This window comes from Cupriavidus sp. C3SS-1, assembly GCF_057073755.1.
In genome coordinates, this window is sequence record NZ_CP172700.1 from 1,801,496 (window position 1) to 1,822,825 (window position 21,330).

Genomic DNA, 21,330 nt, shown 5'->3' on the forward strand with positions numbered 1-21,330 from the left:
CAACAAGATCGTTACAGTAATGTTGTAGTTAATTACCGGAACGTGCAAATGAGCGCCCCAGTCCTTGTGTATGCAGTCGCCTTCCTTGCCATCCCCGCCATCGTCTCCCTCGTCCTGACCCGCGCACAACGGCGGCTGCCCAAGCGCGCGCCGCGGCGCGTCCCGATCCAGACACGCCGCCGGCCACAGGACCCGTCGCTCCGAGACTGAGCGATGGGTGCAGATCTTCCCAGACGATCCGCCCCCCCTCCCGCTCCCCGGCAGTCACTGCCACACCGAAATTACCCGCCAGGGCGGGCTGCCGTCACGGTAGCCGTCCTGTCCATGGCCTTGTCCGCCTGTGTGTCGATGGCGCCGCCACTGGAGCGGCCGGTGGCACCGGTCCCCGCCACCTATGCGGGGGCCGAAGCCGGCGCCGCGCAGCCCTCGCCTGCCGCGGCGACCGCCTGGCGCGATTTTTTTTCCGACCCCGCGCTGCAGGCGCTGATCGACCAGTCCCTGGCCAACAGCCGCGACCTGCGCGCGGCGGTGCTGCGCGTGGAGGAAGCCCAGGCGCTATACGGCATCCAGCGCTCGGAGCAGTTTCCGAGCATCGGCGTGAGCGCCAGCGCCACGCGCTCTGGCACGCCGGGCGCCTTCAGTCCGACCGGCCGTCCGCTGACCGTCAATGATTTCGAGGCCGGCATCGGCATGAATGCGTGGGAACTCGACTTCTGGGGCCGCGTGCGCAGCCTGAAGGACGCCGCGCTGGAGAACTACCTGGCCAGCGACGCCGCACGCGAAGCGGCCACGGTCAGCCTGATCGGCCAGGTGGCCAACGGCTATCTGGTGCTGCGCGAACTGGACGAGCGCATCGCGCTCACGGACCAGACCATTGCGTCGCGCGCGGAATCGCTGCGCATATTCCGGCGGCGCTATGAAATGGGCTCGACCTCGAAGTTCGACCTGACGCAAGTGGAAGCACTGTGGCGCCAGGCCAGCGCGCTCGGTTCGCAGCTACGGCAGGAACGCGCGGCGCAGGCCAATGCGCTGGCCGTGCTGGTCGGCGCGCCGGTGGCCCTGCCGCCGATGATTGGCCGCTTCGACGACAGCATCGTGCTGCGCGACATGGCACCGGGCCTGCCCTCCGAACTGCTGACCAACCGCCCCGATATCATCGCCGCCGAACACCAGCTCGCCGCGGCCAATGCGAATATCGGCGCCGCGCGGGCCGCGTTTTTCCCGCGCATCACGCTGACCGGCAGCTTCGGTACGGCCAGCGTGGAACTGAACGATCTGTTCACCGGCCCCAGCCGCGCCTGGAGCTTCGGCCCATCGCTGTCCTTGCCGATCTTCGATGGCGGGCGCAACCGCAGCAACCTGAAGCTGGCCGAGGTGCGGCGCGACGAGGCCATCGTCCAGTACGAGAAGAGCATCCAGGCCGCATTCCGCGACGTCTCGGATGCGCTGTCCGCGCGCGAACGCCTTGCCGAGCAGGTCACCGACCTGCAGGCCACGCTGACGCTCCAGTCCGAGCGCGAGCGGCTGGCCAGGCTGCGCTACGACAACGGTGCCACGCCCTACCTGGAGGTGCTCGATGCCCAGCGCGACCTGCTGGGCGCGCAACAGCTGCTGGTACAGACGCGCCGCGCGCTGCTGACGAGCCGCGTAGCGCTTTACACCGCGCTGGGCGGCGGTACGCAGACCAGCGACAACAACGTGGCTGACGCGCCAGCCGTGTCCGCCCCCTCGAACAAGCCATCATGAAACTTTCTGGCAGCAAGCTGATTCCCGTCGCCGCCGTGGCGCTGGCCGTCGCGGCAGGCGTGTATGGCTGGAATGCCATGCGCGATACCGGCCCGGGACCGGGATTCGCCAGCGGCAACGGCCGCATCGAAGCCACGCAGATCGACGTGGCGACCAAGCTCGCCGGACGCATCGACAGCATCCTCGTCAACGAGGGCGATTTCGTCGCCGCCGGAGCTCCCCTCGCGCGCATGCAGGTCAAGGTGCTCGAAGCGCAGCGCGATGAAGCGCGCGCGCAGGAACAGCAGGCGGTGAATACCGCCGCCAGCGCAGCGGCGCAGGTGGCGGTGCGCGAAAGCGACAAGGTCGCGGCCCAGGCCGTGGTGTCGCAGCGCGAAAGCGAACTGGACGCGGCTCAGCGACGCCTGGCGCGTTCCAGCACGCTGTCGCGCGAAGGCGCCTCGTCGATCCAGGAACTCGACGACGACCGCGCGCGCGTGCGCAGCGCGCAGGCTGCCGTGGCGGCGTCGAAGGCCCAGGTGGCGGCGGCGCAGGCCGCCATCGAAGCCGCGCGCGCGCAGCTCGTCGGCACGCGTTCGACCATCATCGCGGCCAAGGCCACGGTGGCGCGCATCGAGGCGGACATCACCGACAGCCAGCTCACCTCGCCGCGCGACGCGCGCGTGCAGTACCGCATCGCCCAGCCCGGCGAAGTGCTTGGCGCGGGCGGCAAGGTGCTGAACCTGGTCGACCTGTCCGATGTGTACATGACCTTCTTCCTGCCCGCGACCGTGGCCGGTCGCGTGCCGCTGGGCGCCGAGGCGCGCATCCTGCTCGACGCCGCGCCCGGCTATGTGATCCCCGCCACGGTCTCGTTCGTGGCCAGCACCGCGCAGTTCACCCCCAAGACCGTCGAGACGGCCAGCGAGCGCGAGAAGCTGATGTTCCGCGTCAAGGCCCAGATCGACCGTGAACTGCTCAAGAAGCACCTCAAGCAGGTCAAGACCGGCGTGCCCGGCGTGGCCTGGGTCAAGCTCGATCCGAAGGCCGAGTGGCCGGCCAACCTGGCGGTGAAGGTGCCGCAGTAACCATGGACGCGGCCCTGCCCCGGATTGCCCGGATTGCCGGCGTCAGCCTGAAGTACGGTTCGACCGTAGCGCTGGACGGCATCGACCTCGATGTTCCGGCGGGCCGCATGATCGGCCTGATCGGCCCCGACGGCGTGGGCAAGTCCAGCCTGCTGTCGCTGCTGTCCGGCGCCCGCGCCGTACAGGAAGGCGAGGTGGAAACCTTCGGCGGCGACATGCGCAGCGGCAAGCATCGCGACGCCGTATGCCCGCGCATCGCCTACATGCCGCAAGGGCTCGGCAAGAACCTGTACCCGACGCTTTCGGTGGAAGAAAACCTGCATTTCTTCGGCCGCCTGTTCGGGCATGACGACGCCGAGCGCCGTCGCCGCATCGACGACCTGACGCGCAGCACGGGCCAGCACCCGTTCCTGGGCCGCCCGGCCGGCAAGCTGTCCGGCGGCATGAAGCAGAAGCTCGGGCTATGCTGCGCGCTGATCCACGACCCGGACCTGCTGATCCTCGACGAGCCGACCACCGGCGTGGACCCGCTCGCGCGTGCGCAATTCTGGGACCTGATCGCCCGAATCCGCGCCACGCGTGCGGCCATGAGCGTGATCGTAGCCACCGCGTACATGGACGAGGCGCAGCGCTTCGACTGGCTGGTGGCCATGGATGCCGGCAAGGTGCTCGATACCGGCACGCCCGCCGAACTGCTCGCGCGCACCGGCACCACATCGCTCGAAGCCGCGTTCATTGCCCTGCTGCCCGAATCGCGACGGCGCGGCCACACCGAAGTCATCATCACACCGCTGGAGGCCGGCGACGAAGCCGATATCGCCATCGAAGCCAGGGATCTCACCATGCGCTTCGGCGATTTCGTCGCCGTCGACAAGGTCAGCTTCCGTATCCGCCGTGGCGAGATCTTCGGCTTCCTGGGCTCCAACGGCTGCGGCAAGTCCACCACGATGAAGATGCTGACCGGCCTGCTGCCGGCCAGCGTGGGCAAGGCTTGGCTGTTCGGCCACGAGATCGACCCGAAGGACATCGACACCCGCAAACGCGTTGGCTATATGTCGCAGGCGTTCTCGTTGTATGGCGAGCTGACCGTGCGACAGAACCTGGAACTGCATGCGCGGCTGTTCGCCGTGCCCGCCGCGGAAATTCCCGCGCGCGTCGCTGAAATGGTGGAGCGCTTCGCGCTTGCCAACGTGCTCGACACCTTGCCCGCCAACCTGCCGCTGGGCATCCGCCAGCGCCTGTCGCTGGCCGTGGCGATGGTGCACCAGCCCGAACTGCTGATCCTGGACGAGCCCACCTCCGGCGTGGACCCCGTGGCCCGCGACAGCTTCTGGCGGCTGCTGATCGGCCTGTCGCGCCATGAGCGCGTGACCATCTTCATCTCCACGCACTTCATGAACGAGGCCGAGCGCTGCGACCGCATCTCGCTGATGCATGCGGGCCGCGTGCTGGTCAGCGACACGCCGGCGGACCTGGTGCGCCGGCGCAACGCCGCGACGCTGGAACAAGCCTTCATCGCCTACCTGACCGACGCGAGTGCGCCTGCACCTGCGGAAGCGCCAGCCGAGGCCGCGCCGCTGACCGCTCCCGCACCCGTCCCGCAGCGCCAGCGTTTCAGCCCGCAGCGCGCCTTCACCTACATGTGGCGCGAGGCGCTCGAACTGCGCCGCGACCCGGTGCGCGCCACGCTGGCCCTGGTCGGCTCGCTGGTCCTGCTGTTCGCGATGGGCTACGGCATCGGCATGGACGTGGAGGACTTGCGCTTTGCCGTGCTCGACCATGACCAGACCGTGCTGAGCCAGGACTATGCGTTGAACTTGTCGGGCTCTCGCTATTTCATCGAGCGTGCGCCGATCACCGATTACGCCGACATGGACCGGCGCCTGCGCAGCGGCGAACTGGCGCTGGCCGTCGAGATTCCGCCCGGCTTCGCGCGCGACGTGCAGCGCGGGGCGCGGGCGCAGGTTGGCGTATGGATCGATGGCTCGATGCCATCGCGCGCGGAGACCGTGCAGGGTTATGTGCAGGGCATGCACCAGGGCTGGCTGCTTGACCAGATGCGCCACCGCTACGGGCAGGACGCAGTGAGCACTGCCACGCTCGAAACGCGTTTCCGTTACAACCCCGACGTGAAGAGCCTGCCCGCGATGGTGCCCGCGGTGATCCCGCTGCTATTGCTGATGCTGCCGGCCATGCTGACCGCGCTGGCCGTGGTACGGGAAAAGGAACTCGGTTCGATCACCAACCTGTATGTGACGCCCGTCACGCGCACGGAATTCCTGCTGGGCAAGCAATTGCCCTACGTGGCGCTGGCCATGTTCAATTTCCTGCTCATGGCCTTGCTGGCCGTTACCGTCTTCGGCGTGCCCGTCAAGGGCAGCTTCCCGGCCCTGGCATTGGCCGCGCTGATCTATGCATTCTGCGCGACCGGCATCGGCATGCTGGCGTCGACCTTCACGCGCAGCCAGATTGCCGCGATGTTCTTCGCCATCATCGGCACCATGATTCCGGCCGTGCAGTTCTGCGGCATGCTGGTGCCAGTTTCGTCGCTGGAGGGGAGCGCGCGGCTGGCCGGCCTGGCCTACCCGGCCACGCACATGCTCACCATCAGCCGCGGCGTATTCAACAAGGCGCTGGGGCTGCACGACCTGCTCGCATCGTTCTGGCCGATGCTCGTGGCGGTGCCGGTGATCTTCGCCGCCACCGCGGCGTTGCTGAAGAAGCAGGAGCGCTGACCATGCGGCACCTGGCCAACATCTACCGCCTCGGCATCAAGGAACTGTGGAGCCTGGTGCGCGACCCGACCATGCTGGTGCTGATCATCTATGTGTTCAGCGTGTCGGTCTACACCGGTGCCACCGCCGTGCCCGAGACGCTGCACATGGCGCCTGTCGCGGTGGTCAATGAAGACGCCTCGCCGCTGGCCGAGCGCATCGTCTCCGCGTTCTATCCGCCCCAGTTCGCGCCGCCGCTGCTGATCTCGCCCGCGCAGATGGACAAGGGCATGGACGCCGGGGACTACACGTTCACGCTGGACATCCCGCCCAATTTCCAGCGCGACGTGCTGGCCGGCCGTTCGCCCGCCGTGCAGCTGAACGTGGACGCCACGCGCATGACGCAGGCGTTCAGCGGCAGTGGCTACATCCAGCGCATCTTCACGGAAGAAGTGAACGAGTTCGTGCAGCGATACCGTGGTGCCGCGCCCCCGCCGGTGGACCTTGCACTGCGCGCGCGCTTCAACCCGAACCTGACGCAGTCATGGTTCGGCGGGCTCACGCAGATCATCAACAACGTCACGATGCTGTCGATCATCCTGACCGGCGCCGCGCTGATCCGCGAGCGCGAGCACGGCACCATCGAGCATTTGCTGGTCATGCCGGTGACGCCGACCGAGATCATGCTGGCCAAGGTGTGGTCGATGGGCATGGTGGTGATGGCGGCGGCCATGCTGTCGCTGGTGTTCGTGGTGCGCGGCGCGCTGCATGTGCCCATCGAGGGCTCGCTGCCGCTGTTCATGGCGGGCGTGGCGCTGCACCTGTTCGCCACCACGGCAATGGGCATCTTCCTGGCGACGGTGGCGCGCAACATGCCGCAGTTCGGGATGCTGATGGTGCTGGTGTTGCTACCGCTGCAGATGCTCTCGGGCGGCAACACGCCGCGCGAGAGCATGCCGCAGATCGTGCAGGACATCATGCTGGCGGCGCCGACCACGCATTTCGTGGCGCTCGGGCAGGCGATTCTGTTTCGCGGCGCAGGGCTGGATGTGGTATGGAAGCCGTTCCTGGCGTTGCTGGTGATCGGGACGGTGTTGTTTGCGATGTCGTTGAACCGGTTTCGGAAGACGATTGGGAAGATGGCTTGAAATTCGGATGGGTGCCGGGGTGTCCGGCATGCACCCATCCGCCAATGGCCGGAACCCCTACTGCGCCGTCCAACCCCCATCGGCCACCCACGTCGCCCCGCGCACTTCGGCCGCCATCGGCGAACACAGCATCAGCGCCAGCCCGCCAAGCTGCTCCGGTGTAACGAACTGCCCCGAGGGTTGCTTCTCGCCGAGCAGCCGAATGCGGGCGGCATCAGGCGAAAGCCCTTCCCGCGCAGCGAGATCATCGATCTGCTTCTGCACCAGCGGTGTCAGCACAAACCCCGGGCAGATGGCATTGCAGGTCACGCCGGTGCCGGCCGTCTCCAGCGCCGTTACCTTGGTCAGTCCCACCAGCCCATGCTTGGCGGCCACATAGGCGGATTTACCAGCCGATCCAACCAGCCCGTGCACCGAAGCAATATTGATGATCCTCCCCCAATTGCGCGCCCGCATGCCGGGCAGCACATGCCGCGTAGTGTGAAAGCCGGAACTCAGGTTAATGGCGATGATGTCGTCCCACTTCTGTGCGTCGAAGCTTTCGACCGGCGATACATGCTGGATGCCGGCGTTGTTCACAAGAATGTCCACGCCGCCGAAGCGTTCATTGGCCATGGCGATCATCGCGCCGATTTCATCGGGCTTGCGCATGTCGGCCGGGTGGTGCGCCGCCTCGCGGCCCGTGGCGCGGATAGCATTGAGCGCGGCATCCACGTCACCAAACCCGTTGAGCACGATATTGGCGCCGGCCTCTGCCAGCGCCTGGGCAATGCCCAGTCCAATGCCGCTCGTGGAACCGGTCACGAGCGCGGTCTTTCCGTTCAGGGTAGTCATGGCAATGCGAATTCGGTAGAGACAGGAAACGGTCAGACCAGTCCGGTCGTGTAGTAGACCAGGATGACGAAAAACACCGCCAGCGTCTTGATCATGGTGACGGCGAAGATGTCGCGGTAGGACTCGCGGTGCGTGAGGCCGGTCACGGCCAGCAGCGTGATTACCGCGCCGTTGTGCGGCAACGTATCCATGCCGCCGCTGGCCATCGACACCACGCGGTGCAGCACCTCCAGCGGAATGCCCGCTGCCTGCGCGCCCTGGATGAAGGTGTCGCCCATGGCCGCCAACGCAATGCTCATGCCGCCCGACGCCGAACCGGTGATGCCGGCCAACGCACTCACCGACACCGCCGCGTTGACCAGCGGATTCGGAATCGCGCGCAGCGCGTCGCCCACCACCAGGAAGCCCGGCAGCGCCGCGATCACGCCGCCGAAGCCGTATTCCGATGCGGTGTTCATGGCCGCCAGCAGCGCGCCGCCCACGGCCATCTTGCTGCCTTCGGCAAAGCGCTGGCGCACGGTGCCGAACGCGGTCACCACCACCAGCAGGATGCCCAGCAGCAACGCGCCTTCCACGGCCCAGATCGCGACCACGGAGGCGGTCGTGATGCTCACTGGCTTGGCCAGCCCCGGCAGCTCCAGCGAACTGGTCGCGCCGTACCACTGCGGGATCATGCGCGTCAGCACGAAATTGGCCACGCCCACCAGCACCAGCGGCGCCAGCGCCAGCAGCGGGTTGGGCAACTGTGCCGTTTCCACCGGTTCCGGCTCGTTCAGCAGCGACGTGCCATAGCCCTCGCCCTTGGCCATCGCGGCGCGGCGGCGCCATTCGAGGTAGCTCAGGCCCACCACGATGATGAACAGCGCACCGGCCACGCCCAGCACCGGCGCCGCCCACGCGGTGGTCTTGAAGAAAGTGGTCGGGATGATGTTCTGGATCTGCGGCGTACCGGGTAGCGAATCCATCGTGAACGAGAACGCGCCCAGCGCGATCGCGCCCGGCATCAGCCGCTTCGGGATATTGCTCTGCCGGTACAGCTCGGCCGCGAACGGATAGACCGCGAACACGACCACGAACAGCGACACGCCGCCATAGGTCAGCAGCGCGCAGACCGCGACGATCACCGCATTCGCGCGCGAGCTGCCGATGTAGCGGATGGCGGCCGCGACGATCGAGCGCGAGTAGCCGGACAGCTCGATTACCTTGCCGAACACGGCGCCGAGCAGGAACACGGGGAAGTACAGCTTCACGAAGCCGACCATCTTCTCCATGAAGATGCCGGTAAAGGCCGGCGCCACCGCCGACGGCTCGGTCAGCAGCACGGCGCCTAGCGCCGCCAGCGGGGCAAACAGGATGACGCTGTAGCCGCGGTAGGCGGCAAGCATCAGGAAGGCTAAAGCAGCAACGACGATCACAAAGGACATGAAGTCTCCGCGAGTTTGTTCTTGGTCTGGGGAAATATAGGCCCCGGCACCCGAAGGCGCCCAGTCACTTACATCTGTGGCAGGCAACGCGGCACGGGTCCGCGCATCCGGGACGGGGTGACATCGCAGGGAACATGCCAGGACAAAAAGTGGATCAACATCATCTTTTAGATCATTTGCGTGACAATCAGATATTCACCCGTCTTGATTTCGAGATAGCTCAAAAATAACTGACGAGAAAAGACTCCACTGTGAGACTATTTCGTCTCCAAATCGAGAAGAACAAATGGAAACACTCAGCGAAGCCGGAGACAACGTCCTGGGCAACTACGATTCCGTGGCGCGCCGCGCGATGGAATCGCTGTTCCGCACGTTCGAGAATTTCAGCGAAGGTACGATCGTGGTCGATGTGCAGGGCCGCGTGGTGTGGATCAACAAGCGTTATGCGGCGCGTTTCGGCTTTGCCGATCCGCGGGACGCGATCGGGCTCGACTGCGAGCGGGTCATTCCCAACAGCCTGCTGCGCGAGGTGGTGGCCACCGGCAAGCCGATCCTGCTCGACATCATGGAGGCCGCGCGCGAGCCGATGATCGTGATGCGCCTGCCGATCAAGGACGACGACGGCAATACCGTGGGCGCCGTGGGCTTTGCCCTGTTCGACGAACTCAAGGCCCTGACGCCGCTGCTGTCGCACTACACCCGCGCCCGCGACGAACTGGCCGCCACGCGACGCACGCTGGAGCAGACGCGCCGCGCCAAGTACACCTTCGCGAGCTTCGTCGGCAATTCGCCCGCCACGCTGGAGCTCAAGCGCCTGGCACGCCGCGCGGCGCAGGTCGATGCGCCGGTTTTGCTGCTTGGAGAAACCGGTACGGGCAAGGAACTGCTGGCCCACGCCATTCATGCCGGGTCGCTGCGCGCCGACCGGCCGCTGGTCACCGTCAACGTCGCGGCGATTCCGGACGCGCTGCTGGAAGTTGAATTCTTCGGCGCCGCGCCCGGCGCCTATACCGGCGCGGAGCGCAAGGGACGTGTCGGCAAGTTCGAGCTGGCCGATGGCGGCACGCTGTTCCTCGACGAGATCGGCGACATGCCGCTCTCGCTGCAGGGCAAGCTGCTGCGCGCGCTGCAGGACAAGGAGATCGAGCCGATCGGCTCGAACCGCATCATCCGCTCGGACGTGCGCATCATTGCCGCGACGTCGGCCGACCTGCCCGCGCTGGTGGAGGCGGGCAAGTTCCGGGCGGATCTCTACTACCGCCTCAATGTCGTGCCGATCTGCCTGCCGCCGCTGCGCCTGCGCCAGGCGGACCTGCTGCCGCTGGCCTACGCGATCCTGGAAGAAATCTGCCGGCGCACCGAACGCGATGCGCCGGTGCTGTCCGACTCCGCGCTCGCGCTGATGGGCGAGCACGACTGGCCGGGCAATGTCCGCGAACTGCGCAACACGCTGGAACGGCTGGTGATGATGCACGACGGCGGCGAGGTCGATGCATCGATGCTGGCGCCGCTGCTTGGCCGGCGCGCGGTCACGGCACCGGCTCAAGCGCCCGCCACGCAGCCGGTGGTGACGGATACGCCAGCGCCGTTGCTGCCGCCGGCGCCGCAGGGCTACGCCGATGCCATGGCGCAGTACGAGGCCGCATTCCTGACACAGGCGCTGGCTGCCAGCCGCGGCAACGCGCCGCGCGCGGCCGCGGCCATCGGCATCAGCCGCGCGGCGTTCTACAAGAAGCTGGTGGCGCACCGCGCGGCCGGCCGCATGGCGCCGGCCGGGGCGGCGGAGGACTGAGCGAAGTCAGTGAACCGGGTGGCTGGCGGCGATGGTGTGACTGATCATCGCGGCCGTGGCGGCAGAAAGCGTCCAGCCCAGATGTCCGTGTCCCGTGTTGTAGAACACGCGCGTGGCGCGACCGCGCGCGACCCGCGGCATCATGTCGGGCATCATCGGCCGCAGGCCCGCCCATGGCACCGCCCGCGAAGTCTCGATATCGAAATTGCGCCGCACCCATGACACCAGCGGTGCGATGCGGTCCGCCCGGATATCGCGGTTGTCGCCGTTGAATTCGGCGGTGCCGGCGACGCGGAAACGGTCCACGCCCAGCCGGCTGGTCACGATCTTGGCGCTCTCGTCGAGCAGGCTCACATACGGCGCGTTCTTCACGCTGCGCGCGTCATCGAGATGCACGGTGATCGAATAGCCCTTGACCGGATAGACGTTGAGGCGGTCACCCAGCATCGCGGCGATATGGCGGCTGCCCACGCCGGCGCAGACCACTACGGCGGTTCCCTTGATTTCGTGTTCGCCGCCATCCTGCCCCGAAGCGATGGCGGCTTCCGATGCGCCCACGCGCATCGTGACGCCGTCCGGGCGCAGGTCCACGGCCTTCACGTCGACGCCGTGCAGGAACGTCACGCCAAGCCGCTCGCATGCGCGCGCCAGGCCGCGCGTGAACTTGTGGATGTCGCCGGTGGAATCGGACGGCGTGTAGTAGCCGCCGTAGTAATGGCCCTGCAGGGTCGGCTCGATCGAACGGATCTCTTCCGGCGTGACGGCGTAGCGCTCCAGGCCGCCTTCCACCAGCATCTGGTTGGTACGGCCCGCGGCCTCGAAGCTGGGGCGGTCGTGATAGAAGTGCAGGATGCCGCGGCGCTCCAGATTGAAATCGATCTGCTCGCGCTCCGCCATGTCGAACAGGTGCTGGCGCGCGGCGATGGCCAGGCGCGTGGTCTCGATGGTATTCGCGCGGTAGTTGCGGAGGTTGCCGACGAATTCACCGAGCCACGAGTACTTGTGCCACGACGGACGCGGATTGAGCAGCAGCGGCGCGTCGCGCCGCATCATCCATTTGAAGCCCTTGAGCAGCGTGCCGGCATTGTTCCAGACCTCCGCGTTGCAGGCGGAAAGCTGGCCGCCATTGGCGAATGACGTTTCCATCGCCGGATAGTGGTGACGGTCCAGCACGGTGACGCGATAGCCCTGTTTCGCGAGGGTATAGGCGGTCGTGACGCCGGTAATGCCGGCGCCGATGACGAGCATGTGAGACATGACAGATTGTCCTGAAGCAAGGATGAATTTGACCGTTGCCGGTCCCCTGCCCCATCTGTCCGTGGTACCTGAGAGCTTCGGCATGGCCAACGACCATGCCGTCCCCTTCGGTGGGCGCGAAGCGCCTCTCTCCAGATCTGTACTTGCGACGCCACAGTCCTCGGTGCCTGAGAGTTTCCGGGGCGGTTGCTCCGTCGGCGCCGGACCCGCCAAGCGGCGAGCCGGTCTCTCCTGCGATGTCGCACGACGCCGGAGGTTGATCCGGCGCCGCTTGTTTTTTGACAGGCGAGGGCCTGTCGAGCGGGATGATAGCTTGAAGATGCGGGGGTTGGTGAGTGGGGTTATCCCCCACGGCAGAGGGAGATTGGATTTTTGGGATGATTGGCTTGTCGTGCTTGGCGGCCCTCCAGGAACGACAAGATCAAATCACCCCTTGCGCCAGCATTGCATCCGCAACCTTCACAAAGCCCGCGATATTCGCGCCTTCGACGTAGTTCACATAGCCTCCGTCCTTCTGGCCATGGTGAATGCAGTTCTGGTGGATATCCTTCATGATCGCGTGCAGCTTCTCGTCGACCTCCGCGTGGTGCCACGACAGCCGCATGGCGTTCTGCGACATCTCCAGTCCCGACGTGGCCACGCCACCGGCGTTGCTGGCCTTGCCCGGCGCGTAGAGGATCTTCGCGTCAACGAAGCGGTCCACGGCTTCCAGCGTGGAAGGCATGTTGGCGCCTTCGGCCACGCAGATGACGCCATTGCCGAGCAGGGCCTCGGCGTCGTTGCCATCGAGTTCGTTCTGCGTCGCGCACGGCAGCGCCACGTCGGCGGGCACGTGCCACGGCGTGCGGCCTGCCTCGAACGTCAGGCCATGGCGCGCGGCAAAGTCAGAGAGACGGCCGCGCTCTTCGTTCTTGAACGCCATGACTTCGGCAAGCTGTCCAGCGGTCATGCCCTGCGGGTAATGCAGCACGCCGCCGGAGTCCGACAGCGTCAGCACCTTGGCACCCAGTTCGATAGCCTTTTCAGCGCCGTACTGCGCAACGTTGCCCGAGCCGGAAATCAGCACGCGCAGGCCGTCGAAGCCCATGCCGCGGCGGTGAAGCATTTCCTGCGCGAAGTACACCGTGCCGTAGCCGGTGGCTTCCGGACGCATCAGGCTGCCGCCGTACGCCAGGCCCTTGCCCGTGAACACGCAGGCGGACTGGTTCGACAGCTTCTTCATCATGCCGGCCATGAAGCCGACTTCGCGCGCACCCACGCCGATGTCGCCGGCAGGGATGTCAGTGTCCGGACCCAGGTGGCGGAACAGCTCGGTGACCAGGGCCTGGCAGAAGCGCATCACCTCGGCGTCCGACTTGCCCTTCGGGTCGAAGTCGGAACCGCCCTTGCCGCCGCCCATCGGCAGCGTGGTCAGCGCGTTCTTGAAGGTCTGCTCGAAGCCCAGGAACTTCAGCACCGACAGGTTCACCGTCGGGTGAAAGCGCATGCCGCCCTTGAACGGGCCGATGGCCGAGCTGTGCTGCACGCGGAACGCGCGGTTGACCTGCACGCGGTTCTGGTCGTCGGTCCACGCCACGCGGAACTGGATCACGCGCTCGGGTTCGACCAGGCGCTCGAGCAGCGCCTGGTCGGCATAGCGCGGGTGACGCTCGACAAACGGCCAAAGCGTCATCATGACTTCTTTCACGGCCTGCAGGAATTCGGGCTGGCCGGGGTCGCGCCGGGCTACGCCGGCCAGGAATGCGTCGAGGGAGGGAGAATTCACGGGATGTCTCTGCTGTGCTGGAAAGATCGGCCGCGCCGGATGCGTGCCCGGCTTGCGTGCCGTAAGAATTGCGCGATTCGTGGAACTACCCCGGCCAACGCAATTGTTAATACATTGACGAAATGCGATGAATGTATTAACGGGGCAACACTTTACCACCGTGAAGCGATTTCCCGACAGTCAAAACTGCTTGACCGTTACGCATGCGACCCGAAAATCCCCCCCAAACGGGACTGCGATTAAACGGCATGGCAAGGCGCCGCCACGTCTGTGCGCCCTGCAGTTCCCCGCCAAGCACGATCACGCGGTTGTTGGCCCAGCTCAGTCCATCGTGATCTTGCCCTGCTCGATCACCGTCTTCCAGCGCTTGAGTTCCTGGTTCTCGAACTGCGCGAACTGCTCCGGCGTATTGGCCACCACCTCGAAGCCGCTTTCGGCCAGCTTTTCGCGCATCTTCGGCTCGTTGAGCGCGCCGACCAGCGCGCCATGCAGGCGGCTCTTCACCTCGGGCGACAGCCCGCGCGGTGCGGCAATACCCTGCCACGAATAGACCTCGACGTCCTTCACGCCGCCTTCGGCCATGGTCGGCACATTGGGCAGCACCGCGGCACGCTTGTCCGACGTCACCGCCAGCGCGCGCAACTTGCCGGTGCGGATATGCTGCAGCACGGCGTTGATGTTCTGGAACGACACGTCGACCTGTCCGGCCAGCAGGTCCGAGATTGCCGGCGCGCCGCCCTTGTACGGAACGTGCAGACCCTCGGTGCCGCTCTTCTGCCAGAACAGCGCGGCGGTCAGGTGGTCGGACGAACCCGCGCCCGAGGTCGCGAAGGCGACCTTGCCCGGGTTCTTCTTCATGTAGCTGACCAGTTCCTGCAAATTCTTCGCCGGGAAATTCGGCGTGGCGACCAGCACGTTGGGCGCCCGCACCGCCACGGTAAGCAGGTCGAAATCCCTGGCCGGATCGTAGCCCAGGTTCTTCTGCAGGAACGGATTCACCGCGAACACGCCGATCGACGCCACCAGCATGGTGTAGCCGTCCGCCTGCGCGCGCTTGACGAACGTGGCACCGATCGCGCCCGTGGCGCCGGGACGGTTATCGATGACGAAAGGCTGGCCCAGCTTCTCGTTGAGCGGCGGAGCAAGCATGCGCGCGATGGTGTCGGTCGAGCCGCCGGCCGGGAATGGCACCACCACCGATACCGGCTTTTGCGGCCAGGCCGGACTGGCCGCCATGGCCGCACCGCTTGCCACGGTCACGGCGGCCAGGGCCGCTGCAGCCATGCCCGCGCCCGCACAGCGGCGCAGCAGCGTGGAAAGATGGATCATTGTTGTCTCCTTTGGAATTGGTTTGGTGCTGCAGTATTGGATCGCGACGGCGGCGTTCTCAGCGGACCATGCAGGGCGCCTTGTTGTTGAACTTCCAGCCCGGGATCAGGAACTGCATGGCGATGGCGTCGTCGCGCGCCCCCAGTCCCTTTTCCTGGTAGAGCGCATGGGCACGAGCCAGCGCGTCCATGTCGAGCTCCACGCCAAGCCCCGGCGTCTTGGGCACCTGCACCATGCCGCCTTCGATCCTGAGCGGGTCGCGCGTCAGGTTCTCGCCGTCCTGCCAGATCCAGTGCGTGTCGATCGCGGTGATGCGGCCTGGCGCGGCAGCGGCCACGTGGGTGAACATCGCCAGCGAGATATCGAAGTGGTTGTTCGAATGCGACCCCCAGGTCAGACCCCACTCGGCACACATCTGCGCCACGCGAACCGAGCCCTGCATGGTCCAGAAGTGCGGGTCGGCCAGCGGGATGTCCACCGACTGCAGCCGCACCGCGTGGCCCATCTGGCGCCAGTCGGTGGCGATCATGTTGGTGGCGGTTGGCAGCCCCGTCGCGGCGCGGAACTCGGCCATGATCTCGCGCCCGGAGTAGCCGTCTTCGGCGCCGCACGGGTCTTCCGCGTAGGCCAGGATGCCGTGCTTGTCGCGGCACAGGCGGATGGCGTCCTTCAGCAGCCAGCCGCCGTTCGGATCGAGCGTCACGCGCGCCTTCGGGAAGCGCTCGTGCAGGGCGATGATCGCTTCCATCTCCTCGTCGCCGCGGAGCACGCCGCCCTTGAGCTTGAAGTCGTTGAAGCCATAGCGTTCGTAGGCGGCCTCGGCCAGGCGCACCACGCCCTTGGCGTCCATCGCGACTTCGTTGCGCACGCGGAACCATGCGTTGCCGGCGTCGGGCTCGGTGCGGTAGTCGAGCGAGGTCTTCTTGCGGTCGCCTACGTAGAACAGGTAGCCCAGCATCTCAACGGCATCGCGTTGCTGGCCTTCGCCCAGCAGCGCGGCCACCGGCACCTGCAGATGCTTGCCCAGCAGGTCGAGCAGTGCGGCTTCGAGTGCGGTCACGGCGTGGATCGTGATGCGCAGGTCGAACGTCTGCAAGCCGCGGCCGCCCGCGTCGCGGCTGGCGAACGTGGAGCGGACCTGGTTGAGGATCGCCTGATACTGGCCGATGCCCTGCCCCACCACCAGCGGGCGAGCGTCCTCGAGCGTCTGGCGGATGCCCTCGCCGCCCGGCACCTCGCCGACCCCGGTGTTGCCGGCGCTGTCCTTGAGGATCACGATGTTGCGGGTGAAGTACGGGCCATGCGCGCCCGACAGGTTCATCAACATGCTGTCGTGGCCGGCAACCGGCACTACGGTTAGTTCAGTCACCACCGGCGTTGCGGCCTGGTTGCCGTGGATGGCGGCTTGCGATGCGTTCATGCGGGCTGTCTCCGGAATCTGATTGGCTTTCGGTGGCGCAGCGGCGTCGGCTGCGGCATCCCTGTATCGGCAGATCCCGGACTACGGATCCTTTCGGCCGCAGTCCGTTATCAGTCGTCGTATAACTTATGACCGAGTATAATGACCACATTCCGGCCCGGTCAAGGCCGCAATTTCCCTACGCCTGCCCACGCCCATGTCCGACGCCCAGATCTCGACTCCCGCCCCCCAGCGCCGCCGCGGCCGTACGCTGGCCGAGGAAGTGGTGAGCGGCCTCACCGAGCGCATCCGCGAGGGGCAGCTCAAGCCCGGCGACAAGCTGCCGACCGAATCCGAGGTCATGACGAGCTTCGGCGTGAGCCGCACCGTGGTACGTGAAGCGTTGTCGCGCCTGCAGGCCAGCGGGCTCGTGGAAACGCGCCATGGCATCGGCACCTTCGTGCTGGCACGTCCGGCCGAGACGGCCTCTCCGTTTCGCATCGACCTGGCGACCATGGGCACCGCCATGGACGTGCTGGCCATGCTCGAATTCCGCGTCAGCCTGGAGGCCGAGGCTGCCGGCCTGGCCGCCACGCGCCGCAGCGACGAGCAGCTTGCCGCCATGCGACGCGCGCTCGACGCCATGACGCGCGGCGCCACCGAGGGCAGCGATGCCGTCAGCGCGGATTTCGACTTCCACCTGTCCATTGCCCGCGCCACCGGCAACCGCTATTTCACGGACATCATGGGCCACCTGGGCACCATGCTGATCCCGCGCAGCCGCCTGCAGGTGAACAGCCAGGAACGCGCCCAGTACCTGGAGCGTGTGCATATCGAGCACGAAAATATCTACGACGCCATCGAGCGCCACGATCCGGAAGCTGCCAAGGCCGCCATGCGCATGCACCTGACCAACAGCCGCGAGCGGCTGCGCAAGGCTTCCGCCGCCGCCTGAGCCGGCGGCTGGCCGCACGGGTTGCGGCCAGCCATCTCATGTCATATGATGTCTTACGAGATGACACCTCGCGGCGTCACACCGGGACCGGATCGGCCTGTGTGACCGCGGCCTCCGCCCCCTCTTCCCTTTGCAGGAAATCCAGACATGACCATCACCGGCGAAATGCTGATCGGCGCGAGCGCCGTGCGCGGCACCGACGAACCCTTCCACGCCATCAACCCGGCGACCGGCGAGACCCTGGAACCGGTCTTCCACGGCTCCCGCAGCGCCGATGTGGCGCGTGCCTGCGAGCTGGCCGAAGCGGCGTTCGATACCTTTCGCGCCACCTCGCCCGAGCAACGCGCGAGCTTTCTCGAAGCGATTGCTACCCAGATCGAAGCCCTTGGCGACGCGCTGATCGAACGCGCCCATGCCGAGAGCGCGTTGCCGATCGCGCGCCTGCAAGGCGAGCGCGGCCGCACCACAGGCCAGCTGCGCCTGTTCGCCACGGTGCTGCGCGCCGGCCGCTGGCAGGACGCCACGCTCGACAGCGCGCTGCCCGAGCGCACGCCGCCGCGGCCCGACCTGCGCATGCAGAAGATCGCCATCGGGCCGGTGGCCGTGTTCGGGGCCAGCAACTTCCCGCTGGCCTTCTCCGTGGCCGGCGGCGACACCGCATCGGCCCTGGCGGCTGGCTGCCCGGTGATAGCCAAGGCGCATCCCGCGCATCCGGGCACCTCCGAACTGGTCGGCCGCGCGATCCGGCAGGCCGTGGCCGATGCCGGCCTGCCGGAAGGCGTGTTCTCGCTGCTGACCGGCGCCGGCCACACCGTGGGTACCGAACTGGTGGCCCACCCGGCCATCCAGGCCGTGGGCTTCACCGGCTCGCGCGCCGGCGGCCTGGCGCTGATGCAGGTTGCCAGCAACCGCGCCCAGCCGATCCCGGTCTACGCGGAAATGAGCAGCATCAACCCGGTCTTCCTGCTGCCCGCGGCACTGGCGGCACGTGGTGAAGCCATCGCGCGCGACCTGGCCGATTCGCTGGTGCTCGGCGTGGGCCAGTTCTGCACCAACCCCGGCCTGCTGCTGGCGCTGGAAAGCCCGGCGCTCGATACGTTCCGCGCCACGGCCGGCACCGCCGTGACGGCCAAGCCGGCCGGCACCATGCTGACGCCGGGCATCCAGCGCGCGTTCGAACAAGGCATCGGCAAGCTGTCGGCCATCGATGGCCTCGCGCGTACCGCCAGCGGCCAGGCCAGCACGGGGCCGAACCAGGCCCGCGCGGCGGTGTTCGAGACCACGGCGCAGCGCTTTGTCGCCGATCCGCGCATGCATGCCGAGGTGTTCGGCCCGTCCACCGTACTGGTGGCCTGCCGCGATATCGGCGAAATGCTTGCCGTCACGCGCGAGCTGGAAGGCCAGCTGACCGCCACCGTCCAGGCCGACCGCGGCGACTACGCGCTGGCCGCGCAACTGCTGCCGGTGCTGGAGCGCAAGGTCGGCCGCGTACTGTTCAACGGCTATCCGACCGGCGTGGAAGTGTCGTATGCCATGGTCCACGGCGGCCCCTTCCCGGCCACGTCGGACACGCGCACGACTTCGGTCGGCACCACGGCAATCGATCGCTTCCTGCGGCCGGTGTGCTACCAGAACGTGCCGGCGGAACTGCTTCCCGCCGCGCTGCAGGACGGCAATCCGCTAGCTCTGTGGCGCCTGAAGGACGGCCAGCCCGTGCGGGACTGACGGTCTTCAGAACCGGTGGCGGAAGCCGACGCTCACGGACCGGGCATCGTCCCCGCTGCCCGGATCGATCGCGATGCTGTTGTTGGTGACGCTGCCGCCGGGACTGTTGTGCACAAGCACCGCACGCAGGTAAGCCGTGGTGCGCTTGCTCAGGTCATGGTCCCAGCCCAGCGTCACCGCCAGCGGCCATTGTCCGCCGCCAAGGATCTGCCGCTTGACTGCCGCAGCCTTGAACGTGTCCTGCTGCGTCACCGTCCAGCTCAGCGTCACGCCATAGTGCCGTGCCGAACGCGTATCGGGCCGGTTGCTGCTGGCCGCGTTGAACAGCAAGCCGACCTCGACCGGCGCGAACCTGTAGGAGCCGCCGACGAAATGGTTCGACGTCAGCGACGGATCGACCGGCACGTTGGCGCCCGTGTACATGCCCTGGTAGCTGTAGAACGCATAGGCGTTCCCTGCCTCGTAAGTCGCGTTCATGCCGAAGTTCAGGCCCGAGCGCGATGCGCCGGGCACCTCGCCCGGCGCCACGGCGGCCGTGAAGGAAAAGCCGCCCCAGTTCGGCGAGAAGTACTGCACCCCGTTGTCGAAGCGCGCGCCGTAGGCAACCTGCCCGGTGCCCTGCGATGCCGTGGCGCTGAGCAGGTTGAACGGCGACACCGCGCCATTGAGCAGGAACGGGTCAAGCCGCAGCAGGGCATAGAACGACGGCGTGTACTGGCGGCCGAGCCGGAACTCGCCCCAGCCATCCGACAGGCCCATGTAGGCCTGCCGCCCGAACAGCCGGTTGTTGCCGAAGAACTCGGTACCGGTGTCGATATTGAAGCCCGATTCGACCAGGAAGTTCGCCTTCAGCCCGCCACCCAGGTCTTCGATCCCGCGGATGCCCCAGCGCGACGCAGCCTGCTGGCCTTCACGCATGCGCACCACGCTTTCCGATCCCTTCGCGTATTCGATCGAGGCATCCACCACGCCGAACAGCTGCATCGTGCCCGCCGCCGCAGTGCCGGCGGCCAGCGCCGCGCCCGCCATCCCCATCCCGATTGCCACCCACTGTCTGGCCTTCACGCTCGATCTCTCCCGTTCTCGTTGCTGGTTTGTCTTGCGGTGCGCTCACTGCGCCTCCAGTCCGGCCACTTTCACCACCTCGCCCCATGCGGCCAGGTCGGCGCTGAGCAGCGTGGCCAGTTCCGCCGCGCTCGTCGGCGTGGCCGGCTTCAGGTTCATCGCGGTAAAGCGTGCACGGTCTTGCGGCGACTGCAGGATGCGGTTGACCTCGGCGTTGAGCCGCGTCACGATCGGCGCCGGCAGGCCCCTGGGCCCGAACAGCGCCACCCAGCTCGCCTGCTGGAACGGCACGCCCTGCTCCGTCATGGTCGGTACGTCAGGCGTAGGCAACAGCCGCTCCGGGCCCGAGACCGCGATGCCACGGATACGGCCGGACTTCAGGAGCGGGATGGAGGAGATCGAATCCGTGATGCCGATGGTCACGTGGCCGGCGGCCAGGTCGTTGCTGCATTGGGTGGCGGTCTTGTACGGGATATGGCGCAGCCGGACGCCGGTTTTGGCCTTCAGGTACTCCATCGCCAGATGGCCGCCCGAGCCCACGCCCCATGAGCAGTACGCGAGTTCGGTCTTGCTGGCCTTCACGTAGGCCAGGAACTCCTGCAGGTTGCGCGCCGGCACGCTGGCGCTGACCGCCAGCAGGTTGCCGCCGGGCGCGCTGGGACGCGCGATCGGCGTGAAGTCCTTGAGCGGGTCATACGGCAGTGCCAGGGTGGTCCACGGATTCACCGTCAGCGTTGCCGAGTACGTGAACAGCAACGTGTAGCCGTCGGGCGCGGCACGCGCCACGGTCTCGCTGGCGATGATGCCGTTGGCGCCGGGGCGGTTGTCGATCACCACGGGTTGCCTGAGCGCGGTGCTCAGGCGCTCGGCAATCAGCCGCGCGGTCTGGTCCGTCACGGTGCCCGCGCCCGATGGCAGGACCATGCGGATCGGGCGGTTGGGATACGGGGCCTCGGCGTGCGCGGCGGCGGCGCTGGCCAGGGCCAGCGGCACGGCGAGCGCCGCGCCGGCCCAGCGGGTACCGGTGTGATGGCTGAACATGATGGGGTCTCCACTGCGGCGCATTGGCCGCCCAAGCCGGTGCATTGCCGGCGTGTCGTCAGAGGGCGC

General features: G+C 67.1%; 15 protein-coding genes and 1 riboswitch. Of the genes, 7 read left to right on the forward strand and 8 right to left on the reverse strand.

From position 1 onward, the window contains the following. The first annotated feature begins 324 nt into the window (after positions 1–324). Genes ACIGJC_RS24360 through ACIGJC_RS24375 form a run of 4 tightly spaced genes read left to right on the forward strand, consistent with a single transcriptional unit; the run spans position 325 to position 6,675 of the window. On the forward strand, positions 325–1,746 hold the full coding sequence (locus ACIGJC_RS24360) for an efflux transporter outer membrane subunit (RefSeq protein WP_483711963.1): 1,422 nt from the start codon (positions 325–327) through the stop codon (positions 1,744–1,746). Then, on the forward strand, positions 1,743–2,813 hold the full coding sequence (locus ACIGJC_RS24365; RefSeq protein ID WP_483711964.1) for an HlyD family secretion protein: 1,071 nt from the start codon (positions 1,743–1,745) through the stop codon (positions 2,811–2,813). The genes ACIGJC_RS24360 and ACIGJC_RS24365 overlap by 4 nt, the downstream gene beginning before the upstream one ends. Positions 2,814–2,815: 2 nt before the next feature. Next, positions 2,816–5,548 carry a ribosome-associated ATPase/putative transporter RbbA gene (gene rbbA, locus ACIGJC_RS24370; protein ID WP_483711965.1) on the forward strand — a complete coding sequence of 911 codons (2,733 nt, stop codon included), beginning with the start codon at positions 2,816–2,818 and terminating at the stop codon, positions 5,546–5,548. A 2-nt stretch (positions 5,549–5,550) separates the two neighbouring features. Beyond that, positions 5,551–6,675: an ABC transporter permease gene (locus ACIGJC_RS24375; RefSeq protein ID WP_483711966.1), complete on the forward strand. Its 1,125-nt coding sequence runs from the start codon at positions 5,551–5,553 to the stop codon at positions 6,673–6,675. 57 nt (positions 6,676–6,732) lie between these two features. Here the strand turns inward: ACIGJC_RS24375 and ACIGJC_RS24380 are convergent, their stop codons facing one another. Both ACIGJC_RS24380 and ACIGJC_RS24385 read right to left on the reverse strand, forming a co-directional pair. After that, complete coding sequence (locus ACIGJC_RS24380) at positions 6,733–7,509, reverse strand: 3-hydroxybutyrate dehydrogenase (RefSeq protein ID WP_483711967.1); 777 nt, start codon at positions 7,507–7,509, stop codon at positions 6,733–6,735. 32 nt (positions 7,510–7,541) lie between these two features. Beyond that, complete coding sequence (locus tag ACIGJC_RS24385) at positions 7,542–8,933, reverse strand: GntP family permease (RefSeq protein ID WP_483711968.1); 1,392 nt, start codon at positions 8,931–8,933, stop codon at positions 7,542–7,544. Positions 8,934–9,219: 286 nt separating this feature from the next. Between ACIGJC_RS24385 and ACIGJC_RS24390 the strand changes: the two genes are divergently transcribed. Continuing rightward, positions 9,220–10,725: a sigma-54 interaction domain-containing protein gene (locus ACIGJC_RS24390; protein ID WP_483711969.1), complete on the forward strand. Its 1,506-nt coding sequence runs from the start codon at positions 9,220–9,222 to the stop codon at positions 10,723–10,725. Positions 10,726–10,731: 6 nt separating this feature from the next. Here the strand turns inward: ACIGJC_RS24390 and ACIGJC_RS24395 are convergent, their stop codons facing one another. From ACIGJC_RS24395 to gudD, 4 genes are all read right to left on the reverse strand, one after another. Beyond that, positions 10,732–11,982, reverse strand: coding sequence for a D-amino acid dehydrogenase (locus ACIGJC_RS24395; RefSeq protein ID WP_483711970.1), 1,251 nt, complete (start codon positions 11,980–11,982; stop codon positions 10,732–10,734). Between the two features lie 144 nt (positions 11,983–12,126). After that, positions 12,127–12,226: riboswitch (glycine riboswitch) on the reverse strand. Positions 12,227–12,403: 177 nt separating this feature from the next. Further along, a complete protein-coding gene (gene gdhA / locus ACIGJC_RS24400) occupies positions 12,404–13,747 on the reverse strand; it encodes an NADP-specific glutamate dehydrogenase (protein ID WP_483711971.1) in 1,344 nt (447 codons plus the stop codon). A 321-nt stretch (positions 13,748–14,068) separates the two neighbouring features. Continuing rightward, entirely contained in the window at positions 14,069–15,031 is a 963-nt protein-coding gene (locus tag ACIGJC_RS24405) for a Bug family tripartite tricarboxylate transporter substrate binding protein (protein ID WP_483714381.1), read from the reverse strand. A gap of 103 nt (positions 15,032–15,134) precedes the next feature. Beyond that, positions 15,135–16,496, reverse strand: a complete 1,362-nt coding sequence (gudD, locus tag ACIGJC_RS24410; protein WP_483711972.1) for a glucarate dehydratase — start codon at positions 16,494–16,496, stop codon at positions 15,135–15,137. 196 nt (positions 16,497–16,692) lie between these two features. On the opposite strand from gudD, the gene ACIGJC_RS24415 reads away from it, so the two are divergent. Both ACIGJC_RS24415 and ACIGJC_RS24420 read left to right on the forward strand, forming a co-directional pair. Next, positions 16,693–17,430 carry a FadR/GntR family transcriptional regulator gene (locus ACIGJC_RS24415; protein ID WP_483711973.1) on the forward strand — a complete coding sequence of 246 codons (738 nt, stop codon included), beginning with the start codon at positions 16,693–16,695 and terminating at the stop codon, positions 17,428–17,430. Between the two features lie 147 nt (positions 17,431–17,577). Further along, complete coding sequence (locus ACIGJC_RS24420; RefSeq protein WP_483711974.1) at positions 17,578–19,155, forward strand: aldehyde dehydrogenase (NADP(+)); 1,578 nt, start codon at positions 17,578–17,580, stop codon at positions 19,153–19,155. A 6-nt stretch (positions 19,156–19,161) separates the two neighbouring features. Here the strand turns inward: ACIGJC_RS24420 and ACIGJC_RS24425 are convergent, their stop codons facing one another. Beyond that, positions 19,162–20,184, reverse strand: coding sequence for a porin (locus tag ACIGJC_RS24425; RefSeq protein ID WP_483714382.1), 1,023 nt, complete (start codon positions 20,182–20,184; stop codon positions 19,162–19,164). A gap of 81 nt (positions 20,185–20,265) precedes the next feature. Further along, a complete protein-coding gene (locus ACIGJC_RS24430) occupies positions 20,266–21,261 on the reverse strand; it encodes a Bug family tripartite tricarboxylate transporter substrate binding protein (protein ID WP_483711975.1) in 996 nt (331 codons plus the stop codon). Positions 21,262–21,330: the final 69 nt, after the last annotated feature.

What these genes read in the sequence shown, in the direction of transcription:
- ACIGJC_RS24360 (WP_483711963.1), top strand. Translation starts at nt 325, where the DNA reads ATGGCCTTGTCCGCCTGTGTGTCGATGGCGCCGCCACTGGAGCGGCCG.
- ACIGJC_RS24365 (WP_483711964.1), top strand. Translation starts at nt 1,743, where the DNA reads ATGAAACTTTCTGGCAGCAAGCTGATTCCCGTCGCCGCCGTGGCGCTG.
- rbbA (WP_483711965.1), top strand. Translation starts at nt 2,816, where the DNA reads ATGGACGCGGCCCTGCCCCGGATTGCCCGGATTGCCGGCGTCAGCCTG.
- ACIGJC_RS24375 (WP_483711966.1), top strand. Translation starts at nt 5,551, where the DNA reads ATGCGGCACCTGGCCAACATCTACCGCCTCGGCATCAAGGAACTGTGG.
- ACIGJC_RS24380 (WP_483711967.1), bottom strand. Translation starts at nt 7,509, where the DNA reads ATGACTACCCTGAACGGAAAGACCGCGCTCGTGACCGGTTCCACGAGC.
- ACIGJC_RS24385 (WP_483711968.1), bottom strand. Translation starts at nt 8,933, where the DNA reads ATGTCCTTTGTGATCGTCGTTGCTGCTTTAGCCTTCCTGATGCTTGCC.
- ACIGJC_RS24390 (WP_483711969.1), top strand. Translation starts at nt 9,220, where the DNA reads ATGGAAACACTCAGCGAAGCCGGAGACAACGTCCTGGGCAACTACGAT.
- ACIGJC_RS24395 (WP_483711970.1), bottom strand. Translation starts at nt 11,982, where the DNA reads ATGTCTCACATGCTCGTCATCGGCGCCGGCATTACCGGCGTCACGACC.
- ACIGJC_RS24405 (WP_483714381.1), bottom strand. Translation starts at nt 15,031, where the DNA reads ATGGCTGCAGCGGCCCTGGCCGCCGTGACCGTGGCAAGCGGTGCGGCC.
- gudD (WP_483711972.1), bottom strand. Translation starts at nt 16,496, where the DNA reads ATGAACGCATCGCAAGCCGCCATCCACGGCAACCAGGCCGCAACGCCG.
- ACIGJC_RS24415 (WP_483711973.1), top strand. Translation starts at nt 16,693, where the DNA reads ATGTCCGACGCCCAGATCTCGACTCCCGCCCCCCAGCGCCGCCGCGGC.
- ACIGJC_RS24420 (WP_483711974.1), top strand. Translation starts at nt 17,578, where the DNA reads ATGACCATCACCGGCGAAATGCTGATCGGCGCGAGCGCCGTGCGCGGC.
- ACIGJC_RS24425 (WP_483714382.1), bottom strand. Translation starts at nt 20,184, where the DNA reads ATGGCGGGCGCGGCGCTGGCCGCCGGCACTGCGGCGGCGGGCACGATG.
- ACIGJC_RS24430 (WP_483711975.1), bottom strand. Translation starts at nt 21,261, where the DNA reads ATGTTCAGCCATCACACCGGTACCCGCTGGGCCGGCGCGGCGCTCGCC.